The sequence below is a fragment of the Nocardiopsis sp. YSL2 genome (assembly GCF_030555055.1).
Taxonomy (GTDB): domain Bacteria; phylum Actinomycetota; class Actinomycetes; order Streptosporangiales; family Streptosporangiaceae; genus Nocardiopsis.
The window spans coordinates 3,785,453-3,812,418 of sequence record NZ_JAMOAO010000001.1; the positions used below are offsets into that span (position 1 = coordinate 3,785,453).

Genomic DNA, 26,966 nt, shown 5'->3' on the forward strand with positions numbered 1-26,966 from the left:
CGGGCGGCCCCACCCGTGCGTTCCCCTCTGTTCGCCGAGATCTCCGTCCTCCGCTCCGTCCCCGAGGAGCTCCCCGTGCGTCCGGAGTGAGATATCCAGATCTCGGATGGTGAGACAAAATGGCGTTGAACACCGGAACTCGCGGACCCGTGTGGCACACTGGCCACATGCTGTCCCAGGTACTCATTATTCCGGGGCGCGCTGGCTGACACCTTCCCGCGTACGCGCAGGGGGGAAACCGGACCCTGCCAGCGCGCTGACCTCTCGTGTCCACGAGGGGTCTTTTTTGTTGGTCGGGGCCGACACACACAGCATCCACCTTCGGGAGATCCGCCCATGAGGGACGACACTTTCCACGTCTTCGACACCACGCTGCGCGACGGAGCCCAGCGCGAGGGGATCAATCTCCGGGTCTCCGACAAGCTGGCCATCGCGCAGCTGTTGGACGACCTCGGGGTGGCGTTCATCGAGGGAGGGTGGCCGGGCTCCAACCCCAAGGACACCGAGTTCTTCCAGCGGGCTTCACGAGAGCTCACGCTGGAGCACGCGCAGCTCACCGCGTTCGGCGCGACCCGCCGGGCCGGGGTGCGGGCCGCCGACGACCCACAGGTGGCCGCCCTGCGCGACAGCGGCGCACCGGTCGTCACCCTTGTCGCCAAGAGTGACGACCGGCACGTCGAGCGCGCACTGCGCACGACCCTGGACGAGAACCTCGCCATGATCGCTGACACGGTGTCCCATCTGCGCGAACACGGACAGCGGGTGTTCGTGGACTGCGAGCACTTCTTCGACGGTTACCGGCACAACCCCGAGCACGCCCTCGCCGTCGTCCGGGCGGCCGCCGGGGCCGGCGCCGACGTCGTCGTCCTGTGCGACACCAACGGCGGCATGCTCCCCGGTGACATCACGCGGATCGTCACCGAGGTCCGCGAGGCCACCGGCGCCCGTCTGGGCATCCACGCCCAGGACGACACCGGCTGCGCCGTCGCCAACACCCTGGCCGCTGTGGACGCGGGAGCCACCCACGTGCAGTGCACCGCCAACGGCTACGGCGAGCGGGTGGGCAACGCCAACCTCTTCTCCGTGGTCGGCGCCCTCGAACTCAAGTACGGCCGCGCCGTGCTGCCGGAGGGCTGCCTCGCCGAGATGACCCGCGTGGCCACCGCCATCGCCGAGATCGTCAACCTCGCCCCGGACACCCACCAGCCCTACGTCGGAGTGTCGGCGTTCGCGCACAAGGCAGGGCTGCACGCCTCGGCGATCAAGGTCGACCCCGACCTGTACCAGCACACCGACCCCGAACTCGTCGGCAACCGCATGCGCATGCTCGTCTCGGACATGGCCGGGCGGGCGTCGGTCGAGCTCAAGGCCGAGGAGCTGGGTCTGGACCTGGCCGGCGACCGTGTTCTGTCCGGACGGGTCGTGGACCGGATCAAGGGCCTGGAGCTGACCGGCTACAGCTTCGAGGCCGCCGACGCCTCCCTGGAACTGCTCATCCGTGAGGAGCTCGGCTCCCCGGTCCGCTACTTCGAGACCGAGTCCTGGCGGGTCATCACCGAGCGCCGGCCGCGCAGCGGCTCCGGCCCGCTGGCGCACGAGGACGACAGCCTGACCGAGGCGACCGTCAAACTCCGGGTCAAGGGTGAGCGCGTCATCGCCACCGCCGAGGGCAACGGCCCGGTCAACGCCCTGGACCGGGCGCTGCGCGAGGGCATGGAGACCGTGTACACCGCGCTGGCCGGGCTGGAGCTGACCGACTACAAGGTCCGCATTCTCGAAGGCACCTCGGGCACCAACGCCATCACCCGGATCCTCATCACCTTCAGTGACGGCGCGGGGGAGTGGACCACCGTCGGTGTGGGCCCCAACGTCGTCGACGCCTCCTGGATCGCCCTCGAACAGGCCGTGGCCTACGGCCTGCTCCGCCAGGGCTACCCGCAGACCTGACCGTCGCGGGTCAGTCCTCGGGGTCGTTGTCCGGGTGCACCCAGCCGTTGGCCTCACACCCCTGCAGGCTCAGGGTCTGCTGCTGCATGACGGGCGCGGCCTCGCCCTCGCCCGGGCAGTTGACGTGGCCGTGGCCCAGGGTGTGCCCGACCTCGTGGTTGATCACGTAGATCCGGTAGGTCTCCAGGTCGTCCTCGAAGTCCTCGACGGCCGACACCCACCGGTTCTGGTTGATGATGGCGCGGTTGCCGTTGGCGCAGGAGACGTACCCGTTGGTGTTGAGCGGCGCGCACAACCGGTCGACCGTGTCCGGGGCGGCCAGCAGGACGCGGACGTCGGCGTCGTCGCCGTCCACCCGCTGCATCGACCGCTCCCCGTCGTTGCCCCAGCTGCGGGGGTCGCCCAGGACCTGTTCGACGGCGGCGGCGAAGTCCTCGGCCTCGCCCGGCAGGCCCTCCTCGACCTCCACGGCGAAGGTCGTCAGCGGGCCGTCGCCCATGACGTCGCTCTCGCCCTCCACGACCGCCATGTCGCCCTCGGCGGAGTCGACCTCCTCCTCCACCGAGCGGAGCAGGACCGGGACCTCCTCCTCGGACTCCCCGTCCTCCCCCTCGCGCGCGGACGGCGTGGGCGCCGAAGAGGGGGAGGAGGGCTCCTGGCCCCGTCCCGAGGCGCTGCTGCTCGCCGAGCCGTCGGGGGCCGGGCGCTGGTCCGGGGCGGAGCCGTCACCGCCGCCGACCGGCGAGGATTCCGCGGCCTCCTCGGACGGGCCCAGCTCGGCCGGGGGCGGGGGCACGCTGACCATCAGGACGGCGGAAGCACCGGACACCAGGCACAGGCCGAGCGCGAGCCCCATCGGGTACCTGCGGCGCCGGCGGTGCCGAGCCGGCGGCGAAGCGGACTTGGGCACGAGGCGCAACCTCTCGACATCGGACGACGGACCCCAGCATGCCAGATGTCGCTTCACAGATCGCCCAAGGAAGGCCATGGGATCGGTGCGATCGTCGCTCCGCGCGGCGAAAGCGCGGTATCTCACCTCTCACCCGGGACGGGTACCGCGTCCCGGTGCGACCGCGCACAGATACCCTGCAACCGCACGTGAGACAACTGGGCTGCTGGGAGGCATGAGGTGCGCATCGCACGGTTCGCGGTCGGTGACGAGGTCGGATTCGGCCTGGTGGAGTCCGATTCCGACAGCGGCGAGGAATTCGTCGCCCGACTCACCGGGCACCCCCTGCTCGGCAACATCCAACTGACGGGGGAACGGGCGAAGCTCTCGGACGTGCGGCTGCTGTCACCGGTCCTGCCCACCAAGGTGGTGTGCATCGGCAAGAACTACGCCGACCACGTCGCGGAGATGCAGGACATCACGGGGGAGGCCACCGAGGAGCCCGTCGTCTTCCTCAAGCCCTCCACCTCGGTGGCCGGGCCGGGCGACCCCGTCTTCTACCCGCCCGTCTCCGAGCGCGTGGACTTCGAGGGCGAGCTGGCCATCGTCATCTCCCGGCCCTGCCGCGAGGTGCCGCGCGAACGCGCCAAGGACGTCATCTTCGGCTACACGGTCGCCAACGACATCACCGCGCGCGACCTTCAGAAGAAGGACAAGCAGTGGACCCGCGCCAAGGGGTTCGACTCCTTCTGCCCGATCGGGCCGTGGATCACCACGGGTATGAGCATCGAGGAGGCCCAGAACCTGGCCCTCACCACCACCGTCGACGGCGAGGTCCGCCAGCGGGGCAACACCTCGCAGTTCATCCACGACATCCCCGGGATCATCGCGTACGTGACCTCGTTCATGACGCTGCTCCCCGGTGACGTGGTCCTCACCGGCACTCCGGCCGGCGTCGGCCCGCTGGAGGTCGGCCAGGAGGTCTCGGTGACCGTGGAGGGCGTGGGCACGATCAGCAACCGCGTGGTGACCAGGGACTGACACGACCCACTCCAGGGCGTGTTCCGTGGCCCCCGCTCCGCCGCGCGACGGGCGGCAACCACGGAACACGGCCTCGGCCCAGGCGGTCGGCGTCCCACCAAGCCGGCGCCGGCCCCGCGACCGGAAGGCCCCTCTGCCGTGAGCACCCTTCGCCGCCCCTCGCCGACGGCCCTCCTCACCGTCGGCGCCATCGCCTTCGTACTGGTGATCACCGCCGCCATCCTGTGGGCCGTCACCACCGCCGACCCCGGGGACACCGACACAGGACAGGAGGACACCATGACCGCACCGCACCGCGTCATGCTGGCCGGGGACTCCATGACCCAGGGCGCCAACGGGGACGTGACCTGGCGCTACCACCTGTGGACCCACCTGACCCCGCACGTGACCGGCCTGGACTTCGTCGGCCCCTACACCGACCCCGCCTCGCGCGACATGATCCTGCCGGTGCCCACCGAGCCGGAGGCCGACCCCAGTGAGCCCGAGGACGACGTGCCCGAGGCCACGGAGGACGCCGACTGGCCGGGCCTGGACGGCGCCCCGGACACCGCGGAGTACCGCGACCCCGGATTCGACCAGGATCACAACGCACTGTGGGGCCGCACGCTCGGCGACGCCGCCGACACCATCCGGGGGGAGGCGCGGGTCCACCGGCCCGACGTGCTGTGCGTGATGCTCGGCGTCAACGACCTGCTCTGGCCGGTCACGATGGACGAGATGGAGTACCGGCTGCGCTCCTACGTGAGGGGCGCCCGGGAGGGCGAACCGCACGTGCGCGTGGTGCTGGCCGAGTCCCTGCCCATCGCCCTGGGCGAGACCGACGAGGGCTTCGCCCTGCGCCAGTACGCCTACAACGAACTCGTCCGCGAGGTGGCCGCGGACCTGACCACCGAGGAGTCGCCGGTGGTGAGCCTGGACATCGCGGGAGCCGAGGCCTGGGACGTGGCCGAGGACACCTATGACGGCACCCACCCCAACGCCGACGGCGAGGTGAAGATCGCGGCGGCCTTCGCCGACGTCCTCGCGTCGGAGTTCGGCATGGGCGAGAGCTACCCCCGCCCGCTGCCCACCCCGTCCTGACCGGAGCGGTCCCTCCTCCCTTCGCCCGCCACCGCCGTTCCACGGACGCCTCCGGCGCAGCTCCGTCCCCCTGAGCGGGCGTCGGGCCCCGATACCCTGGGGCCCGTGACTGAGACTCCGATTCGTACCCGCTTCGCCCCGTCTCCCACGGGCATGTTCCATGTCGGCGGCGCCCGCTCCGCGCTCTTCAACTGGGCGCTGGCGCAGCAGCGGCCCGAGGGCCGCATGGTCCTGCGCGTGGAGGACACCGACGCCGCCCGCAACCGGCCCGAGTGGACCGAGGGCATCATCCGCGCGCTCGCCTGGCTCGGCATCGGCGCGGACGACCCGCACTTCGAGGGCCCCTACTTCCAGTCGGACTACGCCGACAAGCACCGTGAGACCGCGCAGGACCTGTTCAAGAACGGGCGCGCCTACTACTGCGACTGCACCCGCGAGATGGTCCAGGAGCGCCGCGACAACCCGAACCTGGGATACGACGGCTTCTGCCGCGACCGCGGCCTGGAGCCCGGCTCCGGTCGGGCGCTGCGCTTCCGCGTGCCCGAGGGCGGACCCACGGTCGTCGACGACCGGATCCGCGGCCGGGTGGAGTTCGACCACTCGGCCATCGAGGACTTCGTCATCGCGCGTGCCGACGGCTCCCCCCTGTTCGTCCTGGCCAACGTGGTGGACGACGTCGAGATGCGCATCACGCACGTGATCCGCGGCGAGGAGCACCTGTCCAACACCCCCAAGCAGCAGCTGCTGTGGGAGGCGCTGGGCCTCACGCCGCCGGTGTGGGCGCACCTGCCCGTCATCGTCAACGAGCAGCGCAAGAAGCTGTCCAAGCGCCGCGACAAGGTCGCCCTGGAGTCCTACCAGGAGGAGGGCTACCTCCCCGAGGCGATGGTCAACTACCTGATGCTGCTGGGCTGGGGGCCGGGCGACGACCGTGAGCTCATGCCGTGGCCGGAGATGATGCCGCTCTTCCGGATCGAGGACGTCAACAGCTCCAGCGCGTTCTTCGACGAGAAGAAGCTGCGCGCCTTCAACGGGGACTACATCCGCGAGCTGTCCGTGGACGACTTCGTCGAGCGCTGCGCGCCGTGGCTGACCGGTGACGCCGTCCCGTGGGACCCGGCCGACTACGACGCGGAGGTCTTCCGCGCGGTGGCACCGCTCGCGCAGAGCCGCGTGGCGCTGCTCAGCGAGATCGTGCCGAACGTGGACTTCCTCTTCCTCTCCGAGCCGGTGGAGGACGAGAAGAGCTGGAACAAGGCGATGAAGCCGGGCGTGGGCAAGGAGATGGTGGAGGCCGCCCTGGCGCGCTTCGCCGACCCGGAGCTGTCCTGGACGGCGGACGCCCTCAAGGCGGCCACGGAGGAGACGGGCGCGGCCCTGGGGCTCAAGCTCGGCAAGGCCCAGGCGCCGGTGCGGGTCGCGGTCACGGGTCGCACGGTCGGCCTGCCCCTGTTCGAGTCGCTGGAGCTGCTCGGCCGCGAGCGCGTCCAGGCGCGCCTCACGTCCGCCCTGGACAAGCTGCGCGCCGCGGAGTAGGTCCGCCGGGCGGGGTTGCTCCCGCCGACGTCGGTCGCGGGTGGCGGTCCGCCCCCGCGCGGAGCGCCCTGGTGGGCGGTGGTGGGCGACGAGTGGGCGGGGTGGTCGGGGCCACAGGACGGCCACCCCGATTTCGGTTCGCGACTACTCCGAATGTCCGCTAGAGTTAACGACGTCGCCGAGGGGGACAGGGAAGCGAAAGCGACCGGGTCCTCCCCAAGCACTGGGCTATGGTGTAATCGGCAGCACGACTGATTCTGGTTCAGTTAGTCTAGGTTCGAGTCCTGGTAGCCCAGCTGTTTCACTCCGGTGAAGCGTACGGATCCTCGGATCCGAAGTCCGGCCCCCGTCGTCTAGTGGCCTAGGACGCCGCCCTCTCAAGGCGGTAACGGCGGTTCGAATCCGCTCGGGGGTACCAACAGGGAGAGGCTCCCACGCCGTGGGAGCTTTCTTGCTGGTCAGTGCGTGCCACTGATGTCCGGTTCGAGTGGGTTCAGCAGGTTTCGCGGACACACTCGTACCAGTCCGGCCCCCGTCGTCTAGTGGCCTAGGACGCCGCCCTCTCAAGGCGGTAACGGCGGTTCGAATCCGCTCGGGGGTACAGATGAGGGCCCCACCGCTGCGCGGTGGGGCCCTTCGCCGTCCCCGGGCCCCGATCGGGCGGGGCGGTCAGCTCGCGGAGCCGCCGGCGTGCGCCGCCAGGGCACCCAGCTCCTTCTCCCGCGCTCCCGACGACGCCACCATGGCGACGAGCTGGTCGAGCAGCCAGTCGGCCAGGGCGTCGGCCGCCATCGTGCGCTCGTGGAGCCAGATCATCACCGCCGTCTCCACGGACGAGATCCAGCAGCGCAGGGCCAGGACCAGCCGGGGCGAGGGCTCGGTGATCCCGACCCGCTCCAGGACCAGGCGCCGGACCGCGTCGCGCACCCGGTCGATCTCGGCCTCGGTCTCCTCCGTGGCCACCATCGACCCGCCGTTGAGCAGAGCCGCGTAGGACGGTGCGTAGGAGTCGGCGAAGGAGATGAACGCGCGCAGACCGAACCGCAGCTGGTCCAGGGGCGGCAGGTCCTGCGGTGGGGCCAGCCGCGGCACGAGCTCGTCCATCGCCCGTTCGAGCGCCTCGCGCCGCAGCTCCGCCATGTTGGGGAAGTAGCGGTAGACCAGGGCCCGGGACACGTCCGCCTCCTCGGCGATGTCCTCCGGGGTGACTTCACCCGGCGGGCGCCGCGCGAAGACGGCCAGCGCCGTCCGGATGAGGTCCTCCCGCCGTTCCTGTGGCGCCATGCGGCGGGGCCGCCGCCCGGTGCCCGGCGCCTTCGCCGGGCTCTGCGACCGTGGTCCCACCCGCGCCAGGTGGGGATCGGTTCTGTGGGACACCACCGCGGTCATGACCTCCGTCAACGTGCCTGTGCCATCGGACTCCCGAACCTACCGCCCCGGCACCGGCCTCACACATCGACGACGACGCGCTCCCCCTCTCCGGCGCGGGAGACGCACAGGGCGAACTCCGCCCCACGCGGCGAACCGCCCGTGGGCCGGTCCCGGTGCTCGGGCACGCCCTCCAGGAGCCCCACCCGGCAGGTGCCGCAGAAACCCTGGCGGCAGGAGTAGGCGGTGCCCGGCCGCACCCGCCGGACCGCCTCCAGCGCCGACTCGTCGGCGGGGACCGGCACCACCGGTCCGTCCCGGCCCAACTGCACCTCGAAGGCCGCACCGCCCACGACCGGCGCGGGCGCGAACCGTTCGGAGAAGAAGGGCGTGCCCGGCGGGACGCGGCGCCGCACGGCGTCGATCAGCGGCGCCGGACCGCACACGTAGACCGCGGTCCCCCGGGCGGGTCCGTCCAGGATCCGCGCGGGTTCGGGCGCTCCGTACTCGTCGTCGGGTCGCACGTCCGCGTTCGCGCCCTCGGGCAGTTCGTCCAGGAAGGGCATGCTCGCCCGCGAGCGGCCGGTGTACACCAGGCGGAACGGCGCCCGGGCGCGGTGCGCCGCCCACACCATCGGCAGGATCGGCGTGACGCCGATACCGCCCGCGACGAACAGGTAGCGCTCGGCGCGCGTGAACGGGAAGGCGTTGCGCGGACCGCGCAGCCCGAGGGTGTCGCCCTCGGCCAGGCCGTGGACCAGGGCGGACCCGGTGCCGCCCGGGATCCGGCGGACCGCGATCCGGTAGCGGCCGCGGTCGCGCGGGTCGCCGTTGAGCGAGTACTGGCGTACGACGCCGCCCGGCAGGACCACGTCCACGTGGTGTCCGGGCTGCCACGCGGGCAGCCGGTCCCCGGGGCGGTCCGGGACCAGGGTGAGCACGGCGACGTCCGGCACCGGCCGCTCCACCCGGGCCACCCGGACCCACAGGTCGCCCGTCGGCTCCGGGACCCGGTTCCCCCGGGGCAGCCGCGCGGTGATCGGCTCCACCGCCGAGGCGAGTCCCTGGAGCCCGCGCATGAGGCGGTCCGGCCTCGAAGGCCCGAACAGGGCCACCGGCGGCCGGGGGTTCGCGTAGTAGGCGGCGCTGTGCTTGACCCGGTCCCCGCCGGAGCCCGGCCCGCCGGTCACTGGTCGCTCCCCGGGGCCGGGACGGCCCGCTCGGCCGCCTCGGCCGCCCGGGCGGCGGGGGAGACGGCCAGGTAGGCCACCGCCTGGCTGGTGGACCCGTGCTGGGAGGGGTGGTAGCGGCGGCGCAGGTACTCGGGCACGGCGCGGGCCAGGCGCGCCACGTGCGGGATGAGGCCGCGCCTGCCGTCACGCAGGGCCCACGACGCGCTCGGCCGCCGTCCGCCCACACGTCCTCGCAGGTAGGGGTCGTTGCGGATGAGGAACGCGGTGCCGCGCACCCACAGGACGGCGAGCGTGCCCGCCGCGATGCCCATGGCCAGGGCGCGGCGGCGGTAGCCCCCGTCCACGTGCATGTAGAGGTCGAAGGCTACCGACCGGTGCTCGACCTCCTCGGCGCCGTGCCAGCGCAGGAGGTCGAGCATGGTGGGGTCGGCTCCGGCCGCGTCCAGTTCCGCGGCGTCCAGCACCCACTGGCCGAGCACGGCGGTGTAGTGCTCGATCCCGGCGATGACGGCCAGCCGGGTGCGCAGCCAGGACTCGGCCCGGCGCCCGGTCAGCTCCCGGTCGCCGAGCACGACCCGGAACAACCAGGCGATCTGCTCGACGTACGGTGTCGGGTCGAGACCGTGGGCCTCCATGTGGTCGAGGACGCCGGCGTGCGCCTCGGCGTGGACGGCCTCCTGCCCGATGAAGCCCAGCACGTCCTCGCGGAGGCGGTCGTCGGTGATGAGGGGGACGGCCTCCTTGAAGACCTCGACGAACCAGCGTTCGCCCTCGGGCAGCAGCAGGTGCAGGACGTTGATGACGTGGGTGGCGAAGGGCTCGCCGGGGATCCAGTGCAGGTCGAGTCGGCTCCAGTCGAACTCGACGTCGCGTGCGTTGAGCACGAGGCGGTCCGGCTCGTCGGGTCGCGGTTCCTCGGCGCCCGTGTGAACGGGTCCAGTGTTCATGGTCGGCCTCCTGGGGGCGTTGCGGCGGCTCGGGTGGGACTCGGGGGAGCGGGGGCTCACACGGGAGGGGCCACGCGGGCGGCGGCCCGCAGCGCGCCGGGGCTGAGCCGGGACAGCAGCAGGCCCGCGTGCGCCTCGCCCGTGACCGGGACGACCTCCGGGCCGCGTTCGAGCGCGTCCGCGATGCGCCCGGCCGCCTTCTCCGGTGTGTAGCCGCGCAGCCTGTACAGGCGGTTGAGCCGGTCCTTCGCGGCGGAGGCCTCGCCCAGGCCGGACAGCCGGGCGCCGGAGATGATGCCGGTGTCGACGAGGCCGGGGCACACGGCGGTGACAGTGACACCGTGGTCGGAGAGCTCACCGCGCAGGCTGCGGCTGAGCATGAGGACGGCCGCCTTGGTGGTGGCGTAGGCGCCGTACACACGCGAGGGCAGGTAGGCGGCGGCCGACGCGGTGTTGACGAGGCGGCCGCCACCGCCGGCGTCCACCATCATCGGGGCGAAGGCGCGGCAGCCGTGGATCACGCCCCACAGGTTGATGTCGACGACCCGTTCCCAGTCCTCGGCGGTGGTGTCCAGGAACGGCCCCGCCACGCCGATGCCGGCGTTGTTGACCACCAGGTCGGGGGCGCCGTACTCATCGCGCACCCACGCCGCGAGCTTGTCCATCGCGGCGGCGTCGGTGACGTCCACCCGCTGGGCGGCGGCCCCCGGCGTGAGCAGCGCGGCGAGTTCGGCGGTGCGTTCGGCGGCGGGGCCGTTGACGTCCACGGCGACGATCCGGGCGCCGCGTTCGGCGAGTTCGAAGCACAGCGACCGGCCGATGCCGCTGCCCGCGCCGGTGACCACCGCGACCTGGCCGGCGAAGGCGCCGCTGTGCCGGCGGGTCTGCTGGGCGGTCAGGGCGCGCTGGGGGCGCGGGCGGCCGGACTCGACCTCGGCGACGAGGGCGCGCACACGGGCGGCCACGGCGGCCGGGCGGGAGCGCAGTGTCCAGTGCCCGCCGTGGAAGCGGTGGAAGCGCAGGTCGCCGACCCACCGGGCGGCGTTGGACTGGAGCTGGTCGATCATGAACGCGTCGTCCGTGGGCGCGAGGACCTGCACGGGAACGTCGGTGCGGCGCTCGACCGGTCGCAGGAGGCGACGGGCCATGTTGGCCCGGTACAGCGCCAGGCCGTTGAGGTAGTCCCTCGTGCCGCGCCGCGCGGGGGAGTGCGGGCCGCCGCCGACGCGTTCCAGAGCGGACAGGGCCAGGCCGCCGATCCCGGTCAGCCACGCGGCCTCGGGCACCAGGGGCAGGTGGAAGAAACCGATGTAGCCGGAGCGCACCGCCTGGCGGAGCATGGCACGCACACCGTCGGGGCGCGTGCGGAACCAGTGGCCGGCGTGGTCGAGGTCGGGCCCGGAGACGGCGGTGTAGGAGGCGAACCGGTGGGCGTACCGGGGTTCGGTGACCGCGTGCCAGGACTGGATGGCGCCCCAGTCGTGGCCGACCAGGTGCACGGGGGCGTCGGGGCTGACGGCGTCGGCGACGGCGGCGACGTCGTCGGCGAGCTGGTCCAGCCGGTAGCCCGAGCGGTCGTCGGGGGCCGTGGAGCGCCCGGCGCCGCGCACGTCGTAGGTGACGACGCGGTGGTCGGCGGTGAACTCCGCGGCGAAGGCGTCCCAGACGGACGAGTTGTCGGGGTAGCCGTGGACCAGCAGCAGCGTGGGGCCGTCGGGGTCCCCGTCCGTGCGGACGGCCAGGCGCTGGCCGTCCGAGGCGGTGACGTAGCGGTGCGGGCGGGTGGTCATCGGTTCTCCAGGCTGGTCGCGGCGGTGGCGTCCCACCGCCGCACGTGCGGCAGGTCGTCGTCGAGCCAGTGGGCGTCGTCCTCGGTGACGACGAGGATCTCCTCGAACTTCACGCCGATGTCCCTGAAACCGATGTGGGGTTCCACCGCCCACAGGCCGGGGGTGGCGGGGTGGGCGGAGATGTCGCCGTCCGCCCACAGGGGCGAGCGGTGGTGCACGCGCTCGACGAGGAGGTCGCCCACGAGGGTCTGCAGGGAGCGGATGCCGAAGCCCGCCACGACCGCCCGGGGCAGACGCGAGCGGACCCTGCCGACCTGGTGGGCGATGACCCGGCCGGGGTAGACCCGGTGCCGGTTGTCGTAGCCCTGCTCGCGGATGAGGCCGTCCACGGCGCGGTAGACGTCCTGGAGGGTCTCGCCCGCGCTCACCCGATCGACGATCAACCGTCGGTGCGCGCGCAGGTCGTCCATCAGGCGGTCGTGGAGCGGGTTCTCCCCGAGGTAGCCGGAGTAGCCGATGTCGGCGACGTACCCGTCCCGCACCGGCGCGCAGTCGAGGATGAACGGCATGCCTTCCTCCAGCCTGCGCCCGCTCGGGAAGAACTGGAGGGGGCTCCGGAAGCCGCGGAACGCGGTGCGGTCGCCGAACCAGGCGAAGGGCGTGTGGAACCAGTCCTGGACTCCGTGTCCTTCGAGGTGGGCACGGATGCGCCGGGCCGCCTCGCGTTCGGTGACGCCGGGTTCGAGGGTCGCCGCCACGTCGCCGGCGGCACGGTAGGCGAGCTGCTGGAGGTCGCGGAAGGCGTCGAGATCGACGTCCGTGTCCTCGGTCACGTTCGTGTGAGACATGATGTCATGTTAGACATCGTGTCAATAAGAGTCCATGCCCGGTCCCGGAAACGACGAAGCGCGTCCGCCGGCCATGCGGCGAACGCGCTGTCCCGGCCCCTGGAACTCCCAGGGGCCGAGCGGGCGGGTGGTCAGGTGGACGTGCGGTCCTGCGCGGCCACTGGCGGTTGGGCGTGCAGGGACCCGTTTCGCGGGGTCACAGGGGGGTCGGGCGTGCAGGTGTGGTCCTGCGGGACCACTGGGGTTGGCTCGGGGCGCGCCGGTGTTCTGCAGGAGGAGACGGGGCCGCAGCAGGAAGGACTGCGCCGAAGGCGTCCGTTGAGGGTGGTGGCGGGCGACGGCGCGGGCACGAGCGGAGGCCCCAAAAGAACACAGCTAGGCGCCGTGCAGGGACTCGCTGATCTTCTCGGCGGCCGACATCACGGCCTGGGAGTGCATGCGCCCCGGGGAGCGGGTCAGGCGCTCTATCGGGCCGGAGACCGACACGGCGGCGATGACGCGTCCGCCGGGACCGGACACCGGCGCCGACACCGAGGCGACGCCCTGCTCGCGCTCGGCGACGCTCTGGGCCCAGCGGCGGCGGCGCACCTGGGCCAGTCCGGCGGCGGTGAAGCGCGCGCCCACCAGGGAGCGCCGGATCCGGTCGGAGTCCTCCCACGCGAGCAGCACCTGGGCGGCGGACCCGGCGTTCATCGGCAGCTCGCTGCCCACCGGGACGGTGTCCCGCAGGCCGCTGCTGCGCTCGGAGGCGGCCACGCACACGCGCGCGTCCCCCTGCCGGCGGTAGAGCTGCGCGCTCTCCCCGGTCAGGTCGCGCAGTTGGACCAGGACCGGCGCGGCCACGGCCAGCAGCCGGTCCTCGCCGGTGGCGATGGAGAGTTCACCCAGGCGCGGTCCCAGCACGAACCGGCCCTGGCTGTCGCGGGTGACCATGCGGTGCCGCTCCAGGGCGACGGCCAGGCGGTGGGCCGTCGGGCGCGCCAGGCCGGTGATCTGCACCAGTTGGGCCAGGGATGCCGGTCCCGATTCCAGGGCGTCGAGAACGGACATCGTCTTGTCCAGGACACCGACACCGCTGGATGAGCTAGAGTTGTCCATGGCTTGATATTGCCGTCTCGAAATGTGGAATGCAAGTCGACCCCCGCGCGGTCGGTGAACGAGACGGGCCCGTGACGCAATGAGAGAGGCGAGCGCCCATGGCACGCACGATGGCCGAGAAGGTCTGGGAGGAGCACGTCGTCCGACGCGCCGATGGCGAGCCGGATCTGCTCTACATCGACCTCCACCTCGTTCACGAGGTGACCAGCCCGCAGGCCTTCGAAGGGCTGCGTCTGGCCGGTCGGCCCGTGCGCCGGCCCGACCTGACCATCGCCACGGAGGACCACAACGTCCCCACGATGGACCTCCTCGCGCCCATCGCCGACCCTGTCTCCCGCAAGCAGGTCGAGACGCTGCGCAAGAACTGCTCCGACTTCGGCGTGCGCCTGCACCCCATGGGCGACATCGACCAGGGCGTCGTGCACGTGGTCGGACCCCAGCTGGGCCTGACCCAGCCCGGCATGACCGTCGTCTGCGGCGACAGCCACACCAGCACCCACGGCGCGTTCGGCGCGCTCGCCTTCGGTATCGGCACCAGCCAGGTCGAGCACGTCCTGGCCACCCAGACCCTGACGATGGCCCCCTTCAAGACCATGTCCGTCACCGTCGACGGGTCGCTCAAGCCGGGTGTCTCGGCCAAGGACATCATCCTCGCGGTCATCGCCAAGATCGGCACCGGCGGCGGCCAGGGCTACGTCATCGAGTACCGGGGCGAGGCCATCGAGGCCCTGTCCATGGAAGCCCGGATGACGGTGTGCAACATGTCCATCGAGGCGGGCGCCCGCGCCGGGATGATCGCGCCGGACCAGACCACGTTCGACTACATCGAGGGCCGTCCCCACGCCCCCAAGGGCGCGGACTTCGACGCCGCCGTCGAGCACTGGAAGAGCCTGCGCACGGACGAGGGCGCCGAGTTCGACGCCGAGGTCGTGCTGAACGCCGACGAGCTCAGCCCCTTCGTCACCTGGGGCACCAACCCCGGCCAGGGCGTGCCGCTGGACGCCGAGGTGCCCGACCCCGCCTCCTACGAGGACCCCTCCGCCCGCGCCGCCGCCGAGAAGGCGCTGGCGTACATGGACCTCGAGGCCGGGACGCCGATGCGCGAGGTGCGCGTGGACACGGTCTTCCTCGGCTCGTGCACCAACGGCCGGATCGAGGACCTGCGGACCGCGGCCGAGATCATCCGCGGGCGCAAGGTCGCCGACGGCGTGCGCATGCTCGTCGTGCCCGGGTCCATGCGGGTCAAGGAGCAGGCCAACGAGGAAGGGCTCGGCCGGATCTTCGAGGAGGCCGGAGCCGAGTGGCGCGAGGCGGGCTGCTCGATGTGCCTGGGCATGAACCCCGACCAGCTCAAGCCGGGGGAGCGCAGCGCCTCCACCTCCAACCGCAACTTCGAGGGCCGCCAGGGGCGCGGCGGACGCACCCACCTGGTGTCTCCGCAGGTCGCCGCCGCCACCGCGGTGCGCGGCACCCTGTCCTCGCCCGCCGACCTGGTCGCCCAGTAGCGTCCGACCCGTAAGGAGAGACTCCCATGGAGAAATTCGACGTCCACACCGGTCGGGCCGTGCCGCTGCGCGCCAGCAACGTCGACACCGACCAGATCATCCCGGCCGTCTACCTCAAGCGGGTGAGCCGGACCGGGTTCGAGGACGGCCTGTTCGCCGAGTGGCGCAAGAGCGACCCGGACTTCGTGCTGAACCGCTCGGAGCACCAGGGCGCGTCCGTGCTGGTGGCGGGACCGGACTTCGGTACCGGCTCCTCGCGCGAGCACGCCGTGTGGGCCCTGCAGGACTACGGTTTCAAGGCCGTGCTGTCCTCCCGCTTCGCTGACATCTTCCGCGGCAACGCGCTCAAGGGCGGCCTGCTGGCCATCCTGCTGCCCCAGGAGGTCATCGACCGGCTGTGGGCGGCCGTGGAGGCCGACCCCGCCACCGAGGTGACCGTGGACCTGGTCGCCCGCGAGGTGCGCGCTCCCGGAGTCCAGGAGTCGTTCGAGCTCGACGACTACACCCGCTGGCGGCTGCTGGAGGGCCTGGACGACATCGCGCTCACGCTGCGCCACACCGACGAGATCGGGAGCTACGAGGAGACTCGCAAGCCCTGGATGCCGGTGACCCTGTAGGAGCCCGGATCGCGTTCTGGGGCGGGATCGGGGGGTTGTGTGACGCAGCACACCCGCCGGTCCCGAAATATTTTACCTTTACTTGGTGTGATCCCTCGCTTACGAGGTATCGGTGCTTATGCTCGGCGTGGCGAGTGCCCGGAATCCGGTTATACGTAGGCTTTTGAGCCTCACACACGGGGGCAAATGGGACTCGTGTGTTGGCGCCGGCCGGAGACACGGGAAGCCTACGGAGGGTGGCCGAGCAGGTGGTCGGAGGCCCGACACGCCTTCTCCGCAGGCGTTTGTATTTGTGTAAGGGCCTCTGCTTCCCCTAATTTCGTGCGAGCAAGGGGGAACCGGAGGAACCTTATGAACAAGCGTGACCTGATCGACGCGATCTCCGATCGACTCGGAGACAAGAAGACCGCCACCGAAGCGGTCAACGCTGTGCTTGAGACCATTCAGGCCACGGTGGCGTCGGGCGACAAGGTGGCCATCACCGGCTTCGGCGTATTCGAGAAGTCCGAGCGCGCGGCTCGCACCGCGCGCAACCCCGCCACCGGCGCCACGATCAACGTCCCCGCGAGCTTCGTCCCGAAGTTCCGCGCTGGCGCTGACTTCAAGGCTCTGGTCAACGGGGAGAAGAAGTAGGCCCACCGCCACACGGCGACGGGTCGTGTTCCGCCCGGGTCCTCCCATGAGGGCCCGGGCGGAGCGCTTTTCCCGCCCGTCGCCCGCCACCACCCTCAACGGACGCCTTCGGCGCAGCATCCCCGCCGGAAACGGGGCCGCGGCTCCAGACGGGCCCACAGCTCGCGGGTCCGGGGGCCCACTCCAAGCTCCACAGCGGCACGCAGGTCCTCGGGGGTGTCCACGTCCCGCTGGACGGAGGCTGTGCCGGGTACGTCCAGCTCACGAGCTCCCACGCTCAAGTGGCGGGCACGCGAAGCCCCCTCGAACGCGGGAGTGAACGGGTGGCCGGCCGAGGCGGCGAACAGCGTCGTCCCCACACCCGGCGCGTCGGGCAGGAACGAGCGGCCGTGGCCGCCGGCGGCGGCCAGTACCCGGTCCAGTTCCTCGGGGCGCAGCGCGGGCAGGTCGGCCGACAGCGCGCACACGCCCAGATCCGGCCTCCGGGCCCGGGCGACGGCCGCGCCGTGCGCCAGCGCCGGATTGAGCCCCGTGCCGGGCTCGCCGCCGACCACGATCGCGCCCAGTTCGGCCAGGGCACGGCCCGCGCGCGGGTCGTCGGTCACCGCGAACACCGCCGCCGCACCCGACGCCGACCGCGCGGCGGCCACCGTGTCGCAGGCCACGGCGAGCGCCAGGTCCTCCCGGTGCGGTCCCACCGCCCGGGCCAGCCGGGACTTCGCGCGCCCGAGGTGCTTGACTGGGACGATCAGGGACCAGCGCCCCCCGGAGCGCCCGCCCCCGCCTCGCTCACCAGATCCGGTCACGCTTCCCCCGGGACGTCGATACGGCCACGACAGTGATGAGGTAGAGGGTAGGCGTCCCGCGGTCGGCGCGGCGCGGGGGCCCTGGGGGAGTGTCGGACCCGTGACCAGTCCGGCTGCGTGACGCGAGCGGAGTCCGATCCGTCGGACACGCCCTAGACTGAACCGGTTGTGCTCCTGTGGCCGCAGAGGTCGGGAGCGAAGATGTGAGGAGTCCCGTGGCCAAGCAACGAGAATCGCGGTGGGTGAAGGCGGTCGTCTCGCGCATCGTGCGCTTCTTCCTCTGGTTCGTGACCAAGCCGGAGTGGCGGGGCACCGACAACGTGCCCGCCGAGGGCGGCGTGATCATCGCGGCCAACCACCTGTCGACGTTCGACCCGCTCACGGTCGCGCACTTCCTCTACATCGGTGCGCGGCGCTGGCCGACCTTCACCATGAAGGACGCCGTCATGCGCATCCCCGTGGTGAGCTTCGTCGCCCGCAGCACCGGCCAGATCCCCATCAAGCGCGGCAGCACCGACGCGGTCAAGGCCCTGCAGGAGGCCGAACTGGCGCTCACCCGGGACGGGTCGTCGGTCATCTTCTACCCCGAGGGCACCTGCACCCGGGATCCGAACCTGTGGCCGATGACGGCCAAGACCGGTGTGGCCCGCCTCGCCCTGACGTCCGGGGTGCCGATCATCCCCGTGGCGCACTGGGGCGAGCAGCGGATCCTGCCCTACGGTCAGAAGAAGATCAGCCTGCTCCCGCGCAAGCGCGTGACGTTCAACGCGGGTCCGCCGGTGGACCTGTCCGCGTTCGAGGGCAAGCCCCTGACCGCGACGGTCCTGACCGAGGCCACCGAGACGATCATGCGGGAGATCACGCGGCTCCAGGCGGAGATCCGCCAGGAGGAGCCGCCGGCGGTGCCCTACGACCTCAAGCGCGCCCGGATCGAGGCGGCCGAGGCCGCCAAGCGGGACGAGCGCGAGTCCGACGACGGCAAGAACAACACGGAGGCATGACGGCATCCATGGGCACCGACAACGTGAGGATCGCCGTTCTGGGCGCCGGCTCCTGGGGAACCGTGTTCGCGAACATCATCGCGGACGCGGCCGACCTGGCCCGGGAACGGGATCCGGAGGCGCCGGCCGTCGAGGTCGTGCTCTGGGGGCGGCGGGCCTCGGTGGTCGAGGCGATCAACCGGACCTCGCAGAACCCGGACTACTTCCCCGGGATCGACCTCAACCCCCGTCTGACGGCGACCGACGACGCCGCCAAGGCGCTGTCCGGCGCCGACGTCGTGGTCCTGGCCGTCCCCTCGCAGACCCTGCGCGGCAACCTGATGGAGTGGCGGGCGCACCTGCGCCGGGACGCGGTGATCGTCAGCCTGATGAAGGGCGTGGAGCTGGGCACGCTCTCGCGGGTCAGCCAGATCATCGCCGAGGTGCTGGAGTTCCCCGAGGAGCGCGTGGCCGTGGTCTCGGGCCCCAACCTGGCCCGCGAGATCGCCGAGCGCCAGCCCGCCACCGCCGTGGTCGCCTGCCCGCACGAGGAGACCGCGGTCCGACTGCAGTCCCTGTTCAAGTCGGCCTACTTCCGCCCGTACACCAGCACCGACCTGGTGGGCGTGGAGATCGGCGGCGCGATGAAGAACGTCATCGGGCTCGCCGTGGGCATGGCCGAGGGCATGGGCTTCGGCGACAACACCAAGGCCTCGCTCATCACCCGGGGCCTGGCCGAGACCACGCGCCTGGCGGTGACCCTCGGCGCGGACGAGCACACGCTGTCCGGCCTGGCCGGGATGGGCGACCTGGTGGCGACATGCTCGTCGCCGTTGTCGCGGAACCGGACCTTCGGTGAGAAACTGGGCGCGGGCAAGACCCTCGAACAGGTCATCGCGGAGACCAAGCAGACGGCCGAGGGGGTCAAGTCCTCCGAATCGATCCTCGAGCTCGGCTGGCGGCACGGCGTCGACATGCCGATCACCGAGGCCGTCGTCAAGATGTTGCACCACGACCTGAGCCCCGCCGAGGCCCTCGCCGCCTTCATGGCGCGCAGCAGCAAGCCCGAGCGGTACGGGGTCTGAGAGCGAGCACGATGTCACACACACCGTCGTCCGGGTCCGCGGGCGAGTACACGCGGGCGGTGTCGGCCCCGCCGGCTCCGGTACCCGCCGAGCGCCCGATGCGCATGCCGGTCCACCGCGCCACGACCTACGCGTTCGACACCTCCCAGGAGTACGCGGACGTCCTGGCGGGCAGCCGTGAGGGCTACTCCTACGCCCGCATCGACAGCCCCACCGTCGACGCGTTCGCCGACGCGGTCGCCGCGCTGGAGGGGGCCGGGCTCCCCGAGCGCGTGCGCGGCCAGGCCTTCGCCTCCGGCATGGCGGCGATCAGCACCGTGCTCATGGCGCTCACGGAGGCCGGCTCGCACGTGGTGGCGGCCCGCTCCATCTACGGCAACACCTACTCGCTGCTGGACGGCTTGCTGCGCCGGTTCGGCGTGCGCACGGACTTCGTGGACATCACCGACCCGGACGCCGTGCGCGCCGCCGTCGGGCCGGACACCCGTGTGGTGTTCACCGAGACGCTGTCCAACCCCACGATGACCGTCTCCGACCTGCCGGGGCTGGCGCGGATCGCCCACGAGGCGGGCGCGGCGCTGGTCGTGGACTCCACGTTCGCCTCACCGGCGGTGTGCCGTCCGCTGGAGTTCGGTGCGGACGTCGTGGTGCACTCGGCCACCAAGTACCTCGGCGGCCACAGCGACACCACGGGCGGAGTGGCCGTGGGCGCTCCCGACCTCATGGACCGCGTACGGTCGGCGCGCGTGGACCTGGGACCGTGCCTGGCCCCGGACGAGGCCTACCTGCTGCACCGGGGGCTGGAGACCCTGCCGCTCCGGGTGGCCCGCCAGTGCGCCACGGCCGCGGAGTTCGCCGCCGCCCTGGAGGAGCACCCGGCGGTGGAGCGCGTCGACCACCCGTCGCTGGCTTCCCACCCGCAGACGGAGCTGGCCGCCAAGCTCTTCGACGGCGGACGCAGGGGCGCGGTCGTCACCGTGCACCCCCACGGGGGCTGGGACGCCGGGATGGCCTTCGCCGACCGGCTGCGGGTCGCCACGATCGCGGCCTCCCTGGGCGGGACGCACACGCTGGCCGGGCACGTGGCCTCCACCTCGCACCGCAACATGGGCGACGCCGAACTGGCGGCGGCGGGCATCTCCTCCGGTGCGGTGCGCTTCTCCATCGGCCTGGAGGACCCACAGGACCTCATCAGGGACGCACTCACCGCGCTGACCACGCGTGGTTGACGCCGATGGGGGAATCCTCCCGGTTCCGGTTCCATCCTTTCGCGAGATAGGGTCAGGCAGCATGTCCGAGCAGCGCAAGATTCGGGTCGCCGTCGTCTTCGGCGGACGCAGTTCCGAACACGAGATCTCCTGCGTCACCGCGGGCAGTGTCCTGTCCGTCATCGACCACGACCGCTACGAGGTGGTCCCCGTGGGGATCACGCGGTCGGGCAACTGGGTGCTCACCTCCGGTGACCCCGACCGCCTGCGCATCGACGAGGGGACCAAGGCGCTGCCCAGCGTCCCCGAGGACGGTGCCGACCTGGCGCTGCCCTTCGACGCGGCGGGCCAGCTGATGGTGGTCGACCCCGCGGAGGGGCCGCGACGCCTGGCCGAGGTCGACGTCGTGCTCCCGCTGCTGCACGGACCGTTCGGCGAGGACGGCACCATCCAGGGGCTCTTCGAGATGATGGGTGTGCGCTACGCGGGCGCCGGCGTCTTCTCCAGCGCGGCCGCCATGGACAAGGTCTTCATGAAGGCCATGCTCGTCGGCAACGGGATCCCCACCAGCGGTTTCGTGGCGATCTCCGACCGGCAGTGGCGCAACGAGCGCAAGAAGGTCCTGGACGACGTCGCCGAACTCGGTGAGACCGTGTTCGTCAAGCCCGCCCGTGCTGGCAGCAGCGTGGGGATCACGAAGGTGAGCGACTCCTCCGACTCCGACGCGGTCGTCGCGGCGGTGGAGGCCGCCCGCGAACACGACCCCAAGGTGCTCGTCGAGGCCCAGATCGTGGGCCGCGAGATCGAGTGCGGCGTCCTGGAGGCCGAGGACGGCGGGACGCCGGACGTGTCCTTCCCGGCCGAGGTGCACGTGGCCGAGGGCTTCGACTTCTACGACTTCGAGGCCAAGTACCTGTCCAGCAGCAGCCTCACGATCCCGGCGGGGATCCCGGAGGAGGCCACCGCGCGGCTGCGCGCGATGGCGGCCGAGGTCTTCGAGGCGATGGGCTGTGAGGGACTGGCCCGCGTCGACTTCTTCTACACCGAGGACGGCGAGGTCCTCGTCAACGAGCTCAACACGATGCCCGGGTTCACCCCGGCCTCGGCGTTCCCGCAGATGTGGGGCGCCACGGGCGTGGACTACGCCACCCTGGTGGACCGCATGATCACCACGGCGCTGCGCCGGAGCCCCGGCCTGCGCTGAGGACGAACGTAGGAGGGGCGGGTGGCCGGTCGGCCGCCCGCCCCTTTCGTCCGTGGTTCCCCGCACGCGGGGAGCCGGTGGGTGCTACGGGTGCTGCGGGTGCGGGGGGTACTGGTGCGGCGGGGGCGGCCCCGGCACCTGCGGTCCCGGCGGCGGCTGCGGAGCGGGCATCAGCTCCGGGTTCGCGTCGAAGAGCTGGCGGGCCAGGATCGTGCCGCCCGCGGCGGCGGCCGGGAACACCGCGACCGCCACGAACGGGATCGCCAGCAGGAAGTACGTGGGCACGGAGAAGCCCAGGGTGCGCAGGCGACGGGTCCGGAGGAACCGCTGGCGGTCGCGCAACCGCAGCATCGCGCGCCGGTCGAAGGCTCCGCCCACGAGTTCGATGCCGAGCAGCCAGCCGCCCAGGACGGCCGCCAGGACCGCGCCGACCACCTGGCCCGCCAGCGGGACGAAACCGATGGCGAACACGACGACGGTCACCAGCAGCGACGCGAACACGATCACCAGGCCCTGCCGGACCGCGCGCGCGATCGAGGCCGCCAGCGGCTCCTCGTAGGGCTCGGGCGCGTGGCCCAGCTCCTTCTCGACCAGTTCGCCGATCTTGTCGTAGATCGGGGCACCGAGCGTCAGCGTGACCGTCGTGAAGGTGACGACCATGAGCAGGACGCTGCCCACCACCGCGGCGACGGCGAGGGCCCCGCGCAGGAGGCCCCGCCAGACGGGGTCCCAGTCCCCGGCGAAGGGGGTCGCCCACGTGGAGAAGTCCTCGACGTTGAGGACCAGCGCGACGAACAGGGCGAGGAACAGCAGCGACGTGATGAACGGGGGGATGGCGCCCAGCAGGAACAGCCGGGGCTTGCGCAGCAGTAGGACGAAGCCGCGCGCCAGGGCGCCGACTCCGCCGAAGATCTCACGGAAGAAAGTGGCCACGCAGGAACCCTAGAGGATACCCGTGAAATCACGGAAAAGGCGTACGCTGGGCGTGTGCTCTCGTTACGCTCGGTGTGTTCCGAATACCGCAGGGGGTGCACATGGTCTGTGCGACTCAAGAGCGGGTGGAGGAAACCACGATGGATCTTCCCACGCTGCATGAAAGCCTCAAACTCCCCGATGGTTACCGCTCGGAGATCATCGACGGGAGCATCATCGTGTCGCCGACACCGACTTTCCGGCACAGCAAGATCATCAGGCGCCTCGAACGGGCACTTGACCGCTCCATGCCCGAAGGTCTGGAGGCGTACCAGACGCTGACCCTGGAGATCACAGAGACCGGCGATCGCTACGTTCCCGACCTCGCGCTTCTACCTGAGACACCAGGGGAGGAGGAGAGCTGGGAAGAGTCGGATTGGATTCTTCCCGCCGAGGACTTGGAGTTGGCGGTTGAGGTCGTCTCCCCGAGTAGCGCTCTCCATGACTGGCAGGCCAAGGTCAAGGGCTACGCCACGGCGGGAGTTCCTTTGTACCTGGTGATCGACCCGCGCAAAAGCGAGATCGCGCTGTTCTCCAACCCTGAGAAGGGCAAGTACCTGGACGTCGCACGGGCGGTGCCCGGTAAGTCCGTGAAGCTCCCCGAACCCTTCAACACCGAGATCGAGGCGACCCCGCTGCTGACGTAGCCGTGCGTTGGGGCGGGTTCAGGGCGGCAGCACGTTCCTGTACCACCCTTCCGTCTCCACCAGTTCCGCGTGGGTGCCCTCCTGAAGCACCTTGCCCTCGCGGACCACGTAGATCCGGTCCACGCGCTCCAGCCCCGTCAGGTCGTGCGTGATGAGCAGGGTGGAGTAGCCCTCGGCCGCGTCGAGCAGGTCGGCCACCACCGCGTCGCGCGCGTCCGGGTCCAGGTGCGCCGTCGGCTCGTCCAGCACCAGCACGCGCGGCGCCGCCAGCACCGCGCGGGCCAGCGCCAAGCGCTGCACCATCCCGCCGCTGAGCCCCAGTCCGTGCGTGCCCACCAGCGTGTCCAGGCCCTTGGGCATCGCCGCGACCTCGTCGGCCAGGCGCGCCCGCCGCAGCGCCGCCCACAGTTCCTCGTCCGGGGCGCCCGGGCGGGCCAGCTTCAAGTTCTCCCGCAGGGTCGAGGCGAACACGTGCGGGTCCTGCGGCACCCCCGACACCACCGCGCGCACCTCGTCGGCCGGGTAGGACGTGATGTCGGTGCCGCCGATCGACACGCTCCCGCCGTCCGGGTCGCGGAACCTCAGCAGGACCGACGCCAGCGTGCTCTTGCCCGCGCCGCTCGGCCCCACCACGGCCACCGTCCACCCGGCCGGGATCTCCAGGTCCACCCCGTCCAGGGCCCACGGCTCCCGCGGCCCGTAGCGCACGCGCAGGTCGCGGATCAGCACCGAGGGGTCCGCGTCGGGGTCCAGCCCCGACCGCGTCGGGGCCGCGGTCGCGGCCGGCACGTCCAGGACGCCGAAGAGCCGGGCCCCGCTCTCGCGGATCGCGCCCAGCTTCGCGGCGACCGCGGGCAGTGGCGCCACGATCTCGAACGCCGCCAGGGTCGTGAGCACCAGGACCGCCAGGGACACGGCGCCCAGCGTCCCGTCCTCCACGGCGGCCACCCCGAGCAGCAGGGCGCCCCACACCGTCAGTCCGGTGATCAGGGCGCCCGCCCCGGCCCCCAGCCCCAGGACGGCGGCGTCGCGCCGCGCGAGCCGGGTCAGCTCGGCGTCGGCCGCGTGGACCCGGTCGACCTGCCGGTCCATGGCCCCGTAGGCGACCAGGTCCGGAGCGCCGTGCAGGGTGTCCACCAGGGCCGTCGACAGTTCGCCGCGGGCCCGGGACTGGCGGCGTCCGGGACCGCGTCCCAGGGCGGCCGCGGCGAGCGGCACGGCGAGTCCGGCCAGCAGCAGACCGGCGGCGAGCAGCAGCCCGCCCGGCGCGTACACGGCGGTCAGGAACAGGACCGTCGCCCCGCCCGTCACCAGCGAGATCAGCGGCGGGGTGAGCCCGCGCACCAGCAGGTCCAGGGTCGCCTCGGTGTCGTTGACCAGACGCGACACCAGGTCGCCCGACCGGAAGCGGCCGAAGGGCTCGGTGGCCGCGAGCCGTTCGTAGACACGCACCCGCACCTCGGCGAGCGTGCGGAACGCGGCGTCATGGGTGACCAACCGCTCCAGGTAGCGGGCCACGCCCCGGGTCACGCCCAGAGCCCGGGTGGCGACCACGGCCACGCTCAGCGCCGTGATCGACGGGTGGTTCGCCGCGGTGGCGAGCATCCAGGCCGCCACGGCGAGCAGGGCCACGCCCGCGCCGGTGGCGAAGGCGCCGAGCAGCACGCCCAGAGCGAACCGGGCGCCGCGCGGCCAGGCCAGCGCGATCATCCGCCACAGCGGGTTCCGGTGCCGCGCGCGGTCGGAGGCGAGGCCCGAACGGTCGGGGGAGAGGGGTGTACTCACGGGGATCCGCTCGCTTCCGGGGTCGGCAGGGGCAGCGAGACCTGGCGCAACGAGTCGCCGAGGGCGGAGCGCGCCCACGCGGTGTCGTGGGCGACGATGACCGCCGTGCGGCCCTCCAACAGTCGTGTGACGGCCATGCGCACCGCCGCGGCGTTCTCCGGGTCCAGATGCGCGGTCGGCTCGTCCAGCAGCACCAGGGGCGCGTCCCGGCACAGGGCGCGGGCGAGCGCGATCCGCTGGCGCTGCCCCGCGGACAGCCGGGCTCCCCGCTCGCCCAGCCGGGTGTCGTACCCCTCCGGCAGGGCCGAGACGAACACGTCGGCCTCGGCCTGTCGGGCCGCCTCCCGCACCTGCTCCATCGTGGCCTCGGGCGCGCCCAGGCGGATGTTGTCGGTCACCGACACGTCGAACAGGTACGGGTGCTGGGGCACCCAGGCGATCCCCAGCCGCCAGTCGGCGGAGGGGACCGTGTCCAGCGGGGTCCACGACCCGCCGGGGGCGCGCACGCTGACGCGTCCGTCCGTGGGTTCGTTCAACCGCAGGAGCAGGGACAGCAGCGTGGTCTTGCCCGCACCGCTGGGACCGGTGAGCAGGACGTGTTCCCCTGCGCGCACCTCCAGGTCGAACCCGGCCAGGGCCGGTGCGTCGCGGCCCGGATAGCGCATCCCGACACCCTCGAAGCGCAGGTCGCCGCCCGCGGCGGGGGAGGGGCGGCCGGTCGGCTCCGCGGCGGTCGCGGCACGCCCGGAGCCGCGCTCGCGCTCCAACTCGGTGAAGACCTGGTCGGCCGCGGCCACGCCCTCCATGCTGGCGTGGAAGCGCGCGCCCACCTCGCGCAGCGGCAGGTAGGCCTCCGGGGCCAGGATGAGCACCAGGAGTGCGGTCTGGTAGTCCATGTGCCCGCCGAGCAGGCGCAACCCCACCTCCACGGCGACGAGCGCCACCGCCAGGGTCGCCAGCAGCTCCAGGGCGAAGGCGGACAGGAACGCGATCCGCAGCGTCCCCATCGTCGCCTCGCGGTGCTCCTCGCCCACCGTGCGGATGATCGACGCCTGCGCCTTGGCCCTGCGGAAGACCGCCAGGGTCGGCAGCCCCTCCACGACGTCGAGGAAGTGGCCGCTCAGGCGGCTCAGCAGCCGCCACTGCCGGTCCGTGCGCGCCTGGGTGTACATGCCGATCAGAGCCATGAACACCGGGATGAGGGGGAGGGTCACGGCGATGACGATCCCCGAGATCCAGTCGGCCCAGAACACGACGCCCAGCACGGCGAGCGGCACGATCGCGGCCAGGACGAGCTGGGGCAGGTAGCGGGCGAAGTAGTCGTCCAGCGCGTCCAGCCCGCGGGTGGCCAGGGTGACCAGTTCCCCGGCCTTGGGCGAGCCCTCGTCGTCGTCCCCGGGCTCGGCCGTCCACACCTGTCCGTCCCCGGTGACGTGCTCGACCAGGCGGCGGCGCAGCCGCGACTTGGTGCGCGCCGCGCTGTGCAGGGCGGAGGTCTCGGCCAGGTAGGAGAGCAGGGCGCGGGCCACGGCGACCGCCGCCACGGCACCGATCGCCCCGCCGAGCGCGGCCATCCCCTCGCCGCTCCAGGCGCCGGTGATGACGCGGGCCAGCAGCCAGGCCTGGAGGAGGATCAGGGCGGTGATGAGGACGCCGCCGGCCACGGACACGGCCATGTGCAGCCGGACCGCGCTCGCGGCCCGGACCAGGCGGGGATCAAGCGGCTTCACGGTGTTCCTTCGGGGCGCGGGCTGTGCTTTCCTGGGGCCTCCGCTTCGCTTCGGCCC

The 26,966-nt window shown here is 72.1% G+C and carries 23 protein-coding genes and 3 tRNA genes; 15 read left to right on the forward strand and 11 right to left on the reverse strand.

Going from position 1 to position 26,966, the window contains the following annotated elements; genetic code table 11:
- Positions 1 to 336 precede the first annotated feature (336 nt).
- The gene (gene cimA, locus M1P99_RS16805; RefSeq protein WP_304453561.1) at positions 337 to 1,947 is read left to right on the forward strand and encodes a citramalate synthase; all 1,611 of its coding nucleotides are present in this window, start codon (positions 337 to 339) and stop codon (positions 1,945 to 1,947) included.
- Positions 1,948 to 1,957: 10 nt separating this feature from the next.
- Here cimA and M1P99_RS16810 read toward each other — a convergent pair whose 3' ends face one another.
- A complete protein-coding gene (locus M1P99_RS16810; RefSeq protein ID WP_304453562.1) occupies positions 1,958 to 2,803 on the reverse strand; it encodes a DUF3152 domain-containing protein in 846 nt (281 codons plus the stop codon).
- A 273-nt stretch (positions 2,804 to 3,076) separates the two neighbouring features.
- Between M1P99_RS16810 and M1P99_RS16815 the strand changes: the two genes are divergently transcribed.
- The 6 genes from M1P99_RS16815 to M1P99_RS16840 all read left to right on the forward strand — a co-directional run bounded on the left by M1P99_RS16815 (position 3,077) and on the right by M1P99_RS16840 (position 7,094).
- Entirely contained in the window at positions 3,077 to 3,877 is an 801-nt protein-coding gene (locus M1P99_RS16815; protein ID WP_304453563.1) for a fumarylacetoacetate hydrolase family protein, read from the forward strand.
- A 138-nt stretch (positions 3,878 to 4,015) separates the two neighbouring features.
- On the forward strand, positions 4,016 to 4,957 hold the full coding sequence (locus M1P99_RS16820) for a GDSL-type esterase/lipase family protein (RefSeq protein ID WP_304453564.1): 942 nt from the start codon (positions 4,016 to 4,018) through the stop codon (positions 4,955 to 4,957).
- A 105-nt stretch (positions 4,958 to 5,062) separates the two neighbouring features.
- Complete coding sequence (gene gltX, locus M1P99_RS16825; RefSeq protein WP_304453565.1) at positions 5,063 to 6,493, forward strand: glutamate--tRNA ligase; 1,431 nt, start codon at positions 5,063 to 5,065, stop codon at positions 6,491 to 6,493.
- A 224-nt stretch (positions 6,494 to 6,717) separates the two neighbouring features.
- A tRNA-Gln gene (locus tag M1P99_RS16830) sits at positions 6,718 to 6,789 on the forward strand.
- Positions 6,790 to 6,835: 46 nt separating this feature from the next.
- Positions 6,836 to 6,911 (forward strand) — tRNA-Glu (locus M1P99_RS16835).
- Positions 6,912 to 7,021: 110 nt separating this feature from the next.
- Positions 7,022 to 7,094 (forward strand) — tRNA-Glu (locus M1P99_RS16840).
- Positions 7,095 to 7,162: 68 nt separating this feature from the next.
- Here M1P99_RS16840 and M1P99_RS16845 read toward each other — a convergent pair.
- The 6 genes from M1P99_RS16845 to M1P99_RS16870 form a co-directional block, all read right to left on the reverse strand.
- Positions 7,163 to 7,777 carry a TetR/AcrR family transcriptional regulator gene (locus M1P99_RS16845; protein ID WP_304453566.1) on the reverse strand — a complete coding sequence of 205 codons (615 nt, stop codon included), beginning with the start codon at positions 7,775 to 7,777 and terminating at the stop codon, positions 7,163 to 7,165.
- A 164-nt stretch (positions 7,778 to 7,941) separates the two neighbouring features.
- Positions 7,942 to 8,940 carry a PDR/VanB family oxidoreductase gene (locus tag M1P99_RS16850; protein ID WP_304455725.1) on the reverse strand — a complete coding sequence of 333 codons (999 nt, stop codon included), beginning with the start codon at positions 8,938 to 8,940 and terminating at the stop codon, positions 7,942 to 7,944.
- Between the two features lie 107 nt (positions 8,941 to 9,047).
- On the reverse strand, positions 9,048 to 10,001 hold the full coding sequence (locus M1P99_RS16855; protein WP_304453567.1) for a metal-dependent hydrolase: 954 nt from the start codon (positions 9,999 to 10,001) through the stop codon (positions 9,048 to 9,050).
- Between the two features lie 56 nt (positions 10,002 to 10,057).
- Positions 10,058 to 11,791, reverse strand: coding sequence for an SDR family oxidoreductase (locus M1P99_RS16860; RefSeq protein ID WP_304453568.1), 1,734 nt, complete (start codon positions 11,789 to 11,791; stop codon positions 10,058 to 10,060).
- Positions 11,788 to 12,639, reverse strand: coding sequence for a M24 family metallopeptidase (locus M1P99_RS16865; RefSeq protein ID WP_304453569.1), 852 nt, complete (start codon positions 12,637 to 12,639; stop codon positions 11,788 to 11,790). The genes M1P99_RS16860 and M1P99_RS16865 overlap by 4 nt, the downstream gene beginning before the upstream one ends.
- A gap of 375 nt (positions 12,640 to 13,014) precedes the next feature.
- Positions 13,015 to 13,737, reverse strand: a complete 723-nt coding sequence (locus M1P99_RS16870; protein WP_179822620.1) for an IclR family transcriptional regulator — start codon at positions 13,735 to 13,737, stop codon at positions 13,015 to 13,017.
- A 98-nt stretch (positions 13,738 to 13,835) separates the two neighbouring features.
- On the opposite strand from M1P99_RS16870, the gene leuC reads away from it, so the two are divergent.
- The 3 genes from leuC (at position 13,836) to M1P99_RS16885 (ending at position 16,492) form a co-directional block, all read left to right on the forward strand.
- Entirely contained in the window at positions 13,836 to 15,242 is a 1,407-nt protein-coding gene (gene leuC, locus M1P99_RS16875) for a 3-isopropylmalate dehydratase large subunit (RefSeq protein WP_304453570.1), read from the forward strand.
- A gap of 26 nt (positions 15,243 to 15,268) precedes the next feature.
- Positions 15,269 to 15,859 carry a 3-isopropylmalate dehydratase small subunit gene (gene leuD, locus M1P99_RS16880; protein WP_304453571.1) on the forward strand — a complete coding sequence of 197 codons (591 nt, stop codon included), beginning with the start codon at positions 15,269 to 15,271 and terminating at the stop codon, positions 15,857 to 15,859.
- 351 nt (positions 15,860 to 16,210) lie between these two features.
- Entirely contained in the window at positions 16,211 to 16,492 is a 282-nt protein-coding gene (locus M1P99_RS16885; RefSeq protein ID WP_053616070.1) for an HU family DNA-binding protein, read from the forward strand.
- Positions 16,493 to 16,587: 95 nt separating this feature from the next.
- Here M1P99_RS16885 and cofC read toward each other — a convergent pair whose 3' ends face one another.
- The gene (gene cofC, locus M1P99_RS16890; protein ID WP_304453572.1) at positions 16,588 to 17,298 is read right to left on the reverse strand and encodes a 2-phospho-L-lactate guanylyltransferase; all 711 of its coding nucleotides are present in this window, start codon (positions 17,296 to 17,298) and stop codon (positions 16,588 to 16,590) included.
- 215 nt (positions 17,299 to 17,513) lie between these two features.
- Here cofC and M1P99_RS16895 point away from each other — a divergent pair, with 215 nt between their 5' ends.
- From M1P99_RS16895 to M1P99_RS16910, 4 genes are all read left to right on the forward strand, one after another.
- Complete coding sequence (locus tag M1P99_RS16895) at positions 17,514 to 18,299, forward strand: 1-acyl-sn-glycerol-3-phosphate acyltransferase (RefSeq protein WP_304453573.1); 786 nt, start codon at positions 17,514 to 17,516, stop codon at positions 18,297 to 18,299.
- Positions 18,296 to 19,363, forward strand: a complete 1,068-nt coding sequence (locus M1P99_RS16900; RefSeq protein ID WP_304453574.1) for an NAD(P)H-dependent glycerol-3-phosphate dehydrogenase — start codon at positions 18,296 to 18,298, stop codon at positions 19,361 to 19,363. The genes M1P99_RS16895 and M1P99_RS16900 overlap by 4 nt, the downstream gene beginning before the upstream one ends.
- 11 nt (positions 19,364 to 19,374) lie before the next feature.
- Entirely contained in the window at positions 19,375 to 20,592 is a 1,218-nt protein-coding gene (locus tag M1P99_RS16905; RefSeq protein ID WP_304453575.1) for a PLP-dependent aspartate aminotransferase family protein, read from the forward strand.
- A 61-nt stretch (positions 20,593 to 20,653) separates the two neighbouring features.
- Positions 20,654 to 21,775 carry a D-alanine--D-alanine ligase family protein gene (locus M1P99_RS16910; RefSeq protein WP_304453576.1) on the forward strand — a complete coding sequence of 374 codons (1,122 nt, stop codon included), beginning with the start codon at positions 20,654 to 20,656 and terminating at the stop codon, positions 21,773 to 21,775.
- Between the two features lie 84 nt (positions 21,776 to 21,859).
- Here the strand turns inward: M1P99_RS16910 and M1P99_RS16915 are convergent, their stop codons facing one another.
- Positions 21,860 to 22,708, reverse strand: a complete 849-nt coding sequence (locus M1P99_RS16915) for an EI24 domain-containing protein (protein WP_304453577.1) — start codon at positions 22,706 to 22,708, stop codon at positions 21,860 to 21,862.
- A 140-nt stretch (positions 22,709 to 22,848) separates the two neighbouring features.
- Between M1P99_RS16915 and M1P99_RS16920 the strand changes: the two genes are divergently transcribed.
- Positions 22,849 to 23,394 carry a Uma2 family endonuclease gene (locus tag M1P99_RS16920; protein ID WP_304453578.1) on the forward strand — a complete coding sequence of 182 codons (546 nt, stop codon included), beginning with the start codon at positions 22,849 to 22,851 and terminating at the stop codon, positions 23,392 to 23,394.
- A gap of 18 nt (positions 23,395 to 23,412) precedes the next feature.
- On the opposite strand, the gene cydC is transcribed toward M1P99_RS16920, so the two are convergent.
- Complete coding sequence (cydC, locus tag M1P99_RS16925; protein WP_304455726.1) at positions 23,413 to 25,104, reverse strand: thiol reductant ABC exporter subunit CydC; 1,692 nt, start codon at positions 25,102 to 25,104, stop codon at positions 23,413 to 23,415.
- Positions 25,105 to 25,175: 71 nt separating this feature from the next.
- Positions 25,176 to 26,909: a thiol reductant ABC exporter subunit CydD gene (gene cydD / locus M1P99_RS16930; RefSeq protein WP_304453579.1), complete on the reverse strand. Its 1,734-nt coding sequence runs from the start codon at positions 26,907 to 26,909 to the stop codon at positions 25,176 to 25,178.
- Positions 26,910 to 26,966: the final 57 nt, after the last annotated feature.

Excerpts from the sequence above, each read along its gene's own strand:
- leuD (WP_304453571.1), top strand. The coding sequence starts at position 15,269 with ATGGAGAAATTCGACGTCCACACCGGTCGGGCCGTGCCGCTGCGCGCC.
- M1P99_RS16810 (WP_304453562.1), bottom strand. The coding sequence starts at position 2,803 with ATGGGGCTCGCGCTCGGCCTGTGCCTGGTGTCCGGTGCTTCCGCCGTC.
- M1P99_RS16870 (WP_179822620.1), bottom strand. The coding sequence starts at position 13,737 with ATGGACAACTCTAGCTCATCCAGCGGTGTCGGTGTCCTGGACAAGACG.
- cimA (WP_304453561.1), top strand. The coding sequence starts at position 337 with ATGAGGGACGACACTTTCCACGTCTTCGACACCACGCTGCGCGACGGA.
- M1P99_RS16855 (WP_304453567.1), bottom strand. The coding sequence starts at position 10,001 with ATGAACACTGGACCCGTTCACACGGGCGCCGAGGAACCGCGACCCGAC.
- M1P99_RS16910 (WP_304453576.1), top strand. The coding sequence starts at position 20,654 with ATGTCCGAGCAGCGCAAGATTCGGGTCGCCGTCGTCTTCGGCGGACGC.
- M1P99_RS16900 (WP_304453574.1), top strand. The coding sequence starts at position 18,296 with ATGACGGCATCCATGGGCACCGACAACGTGAGGATCGCCGTTCTGGGC.
- M1P99_RS16920 (WP_304453578.1), top strand. The coding sequence starts at position 22,849 with ATGGATCTTCCCACGCTGCATGAAAGCCTCAAACTCCCCGATGGTTAC.
- leuC (WP_304453570.1), top strand. The coding sequence starts at position 13,836 with ATGGCACGCACGATGGCCGAGAAGGTCTGGGAGGAGCACGTCGTCCGA.
- M1P99_RS16845 (WP_304453566.1), bottom strand. The coding sequence starts at position 7,777 with ATGGCGCCACAGGAACGGCGGGAGGACCTCATCCGGACGGCGCTGGCC.
- M1P99_RS16865 (WP_304453569.1), bottom strand. The coding sequence starts at position 12,639 with ATGTCTCACACGAACGTGACCGAGGACACGGACGTCGATCTCGACGCC.
- M1P99_RS16905 (WP_304453575.1), top strand. The coding sequence starts at position 19,375 with ATGTCACACACACCGTCGTCCGGGTCCGCGGGCGAGTACACGCGGGCG.
- M1P99_RS16885 (WP_053616070.1), top strand. The coding sequence starts at position 16,211 with ATGAACAAGCGTGACCTGATCGACGCGATCTCCGATCGACTCGGAGAC.
- cydC (WP_304455726.1), bottom strand. The coding sequence starts at position 25,104 with ATGATCGCGCTGGCCTGGCCGCGCGGCGCCCGGTTCGCTCTGGGCGTG.
- M1P99_RS16860 (WP_304453568.1), bottom strand. The coding sequence starts at position 11,791 with ATGACCACCCGCCCGCACCGCTACGTCACCGCCTCGGACGGCCAGCGC.
- M1P99_RS16850 (WP_304455725.1), bottom strand. The coding sequence starts at position 8,940 with ATGCGCGGGCTCCAGGGACTCGCCTCGGCGGTGGAGCCGATCACCGCG.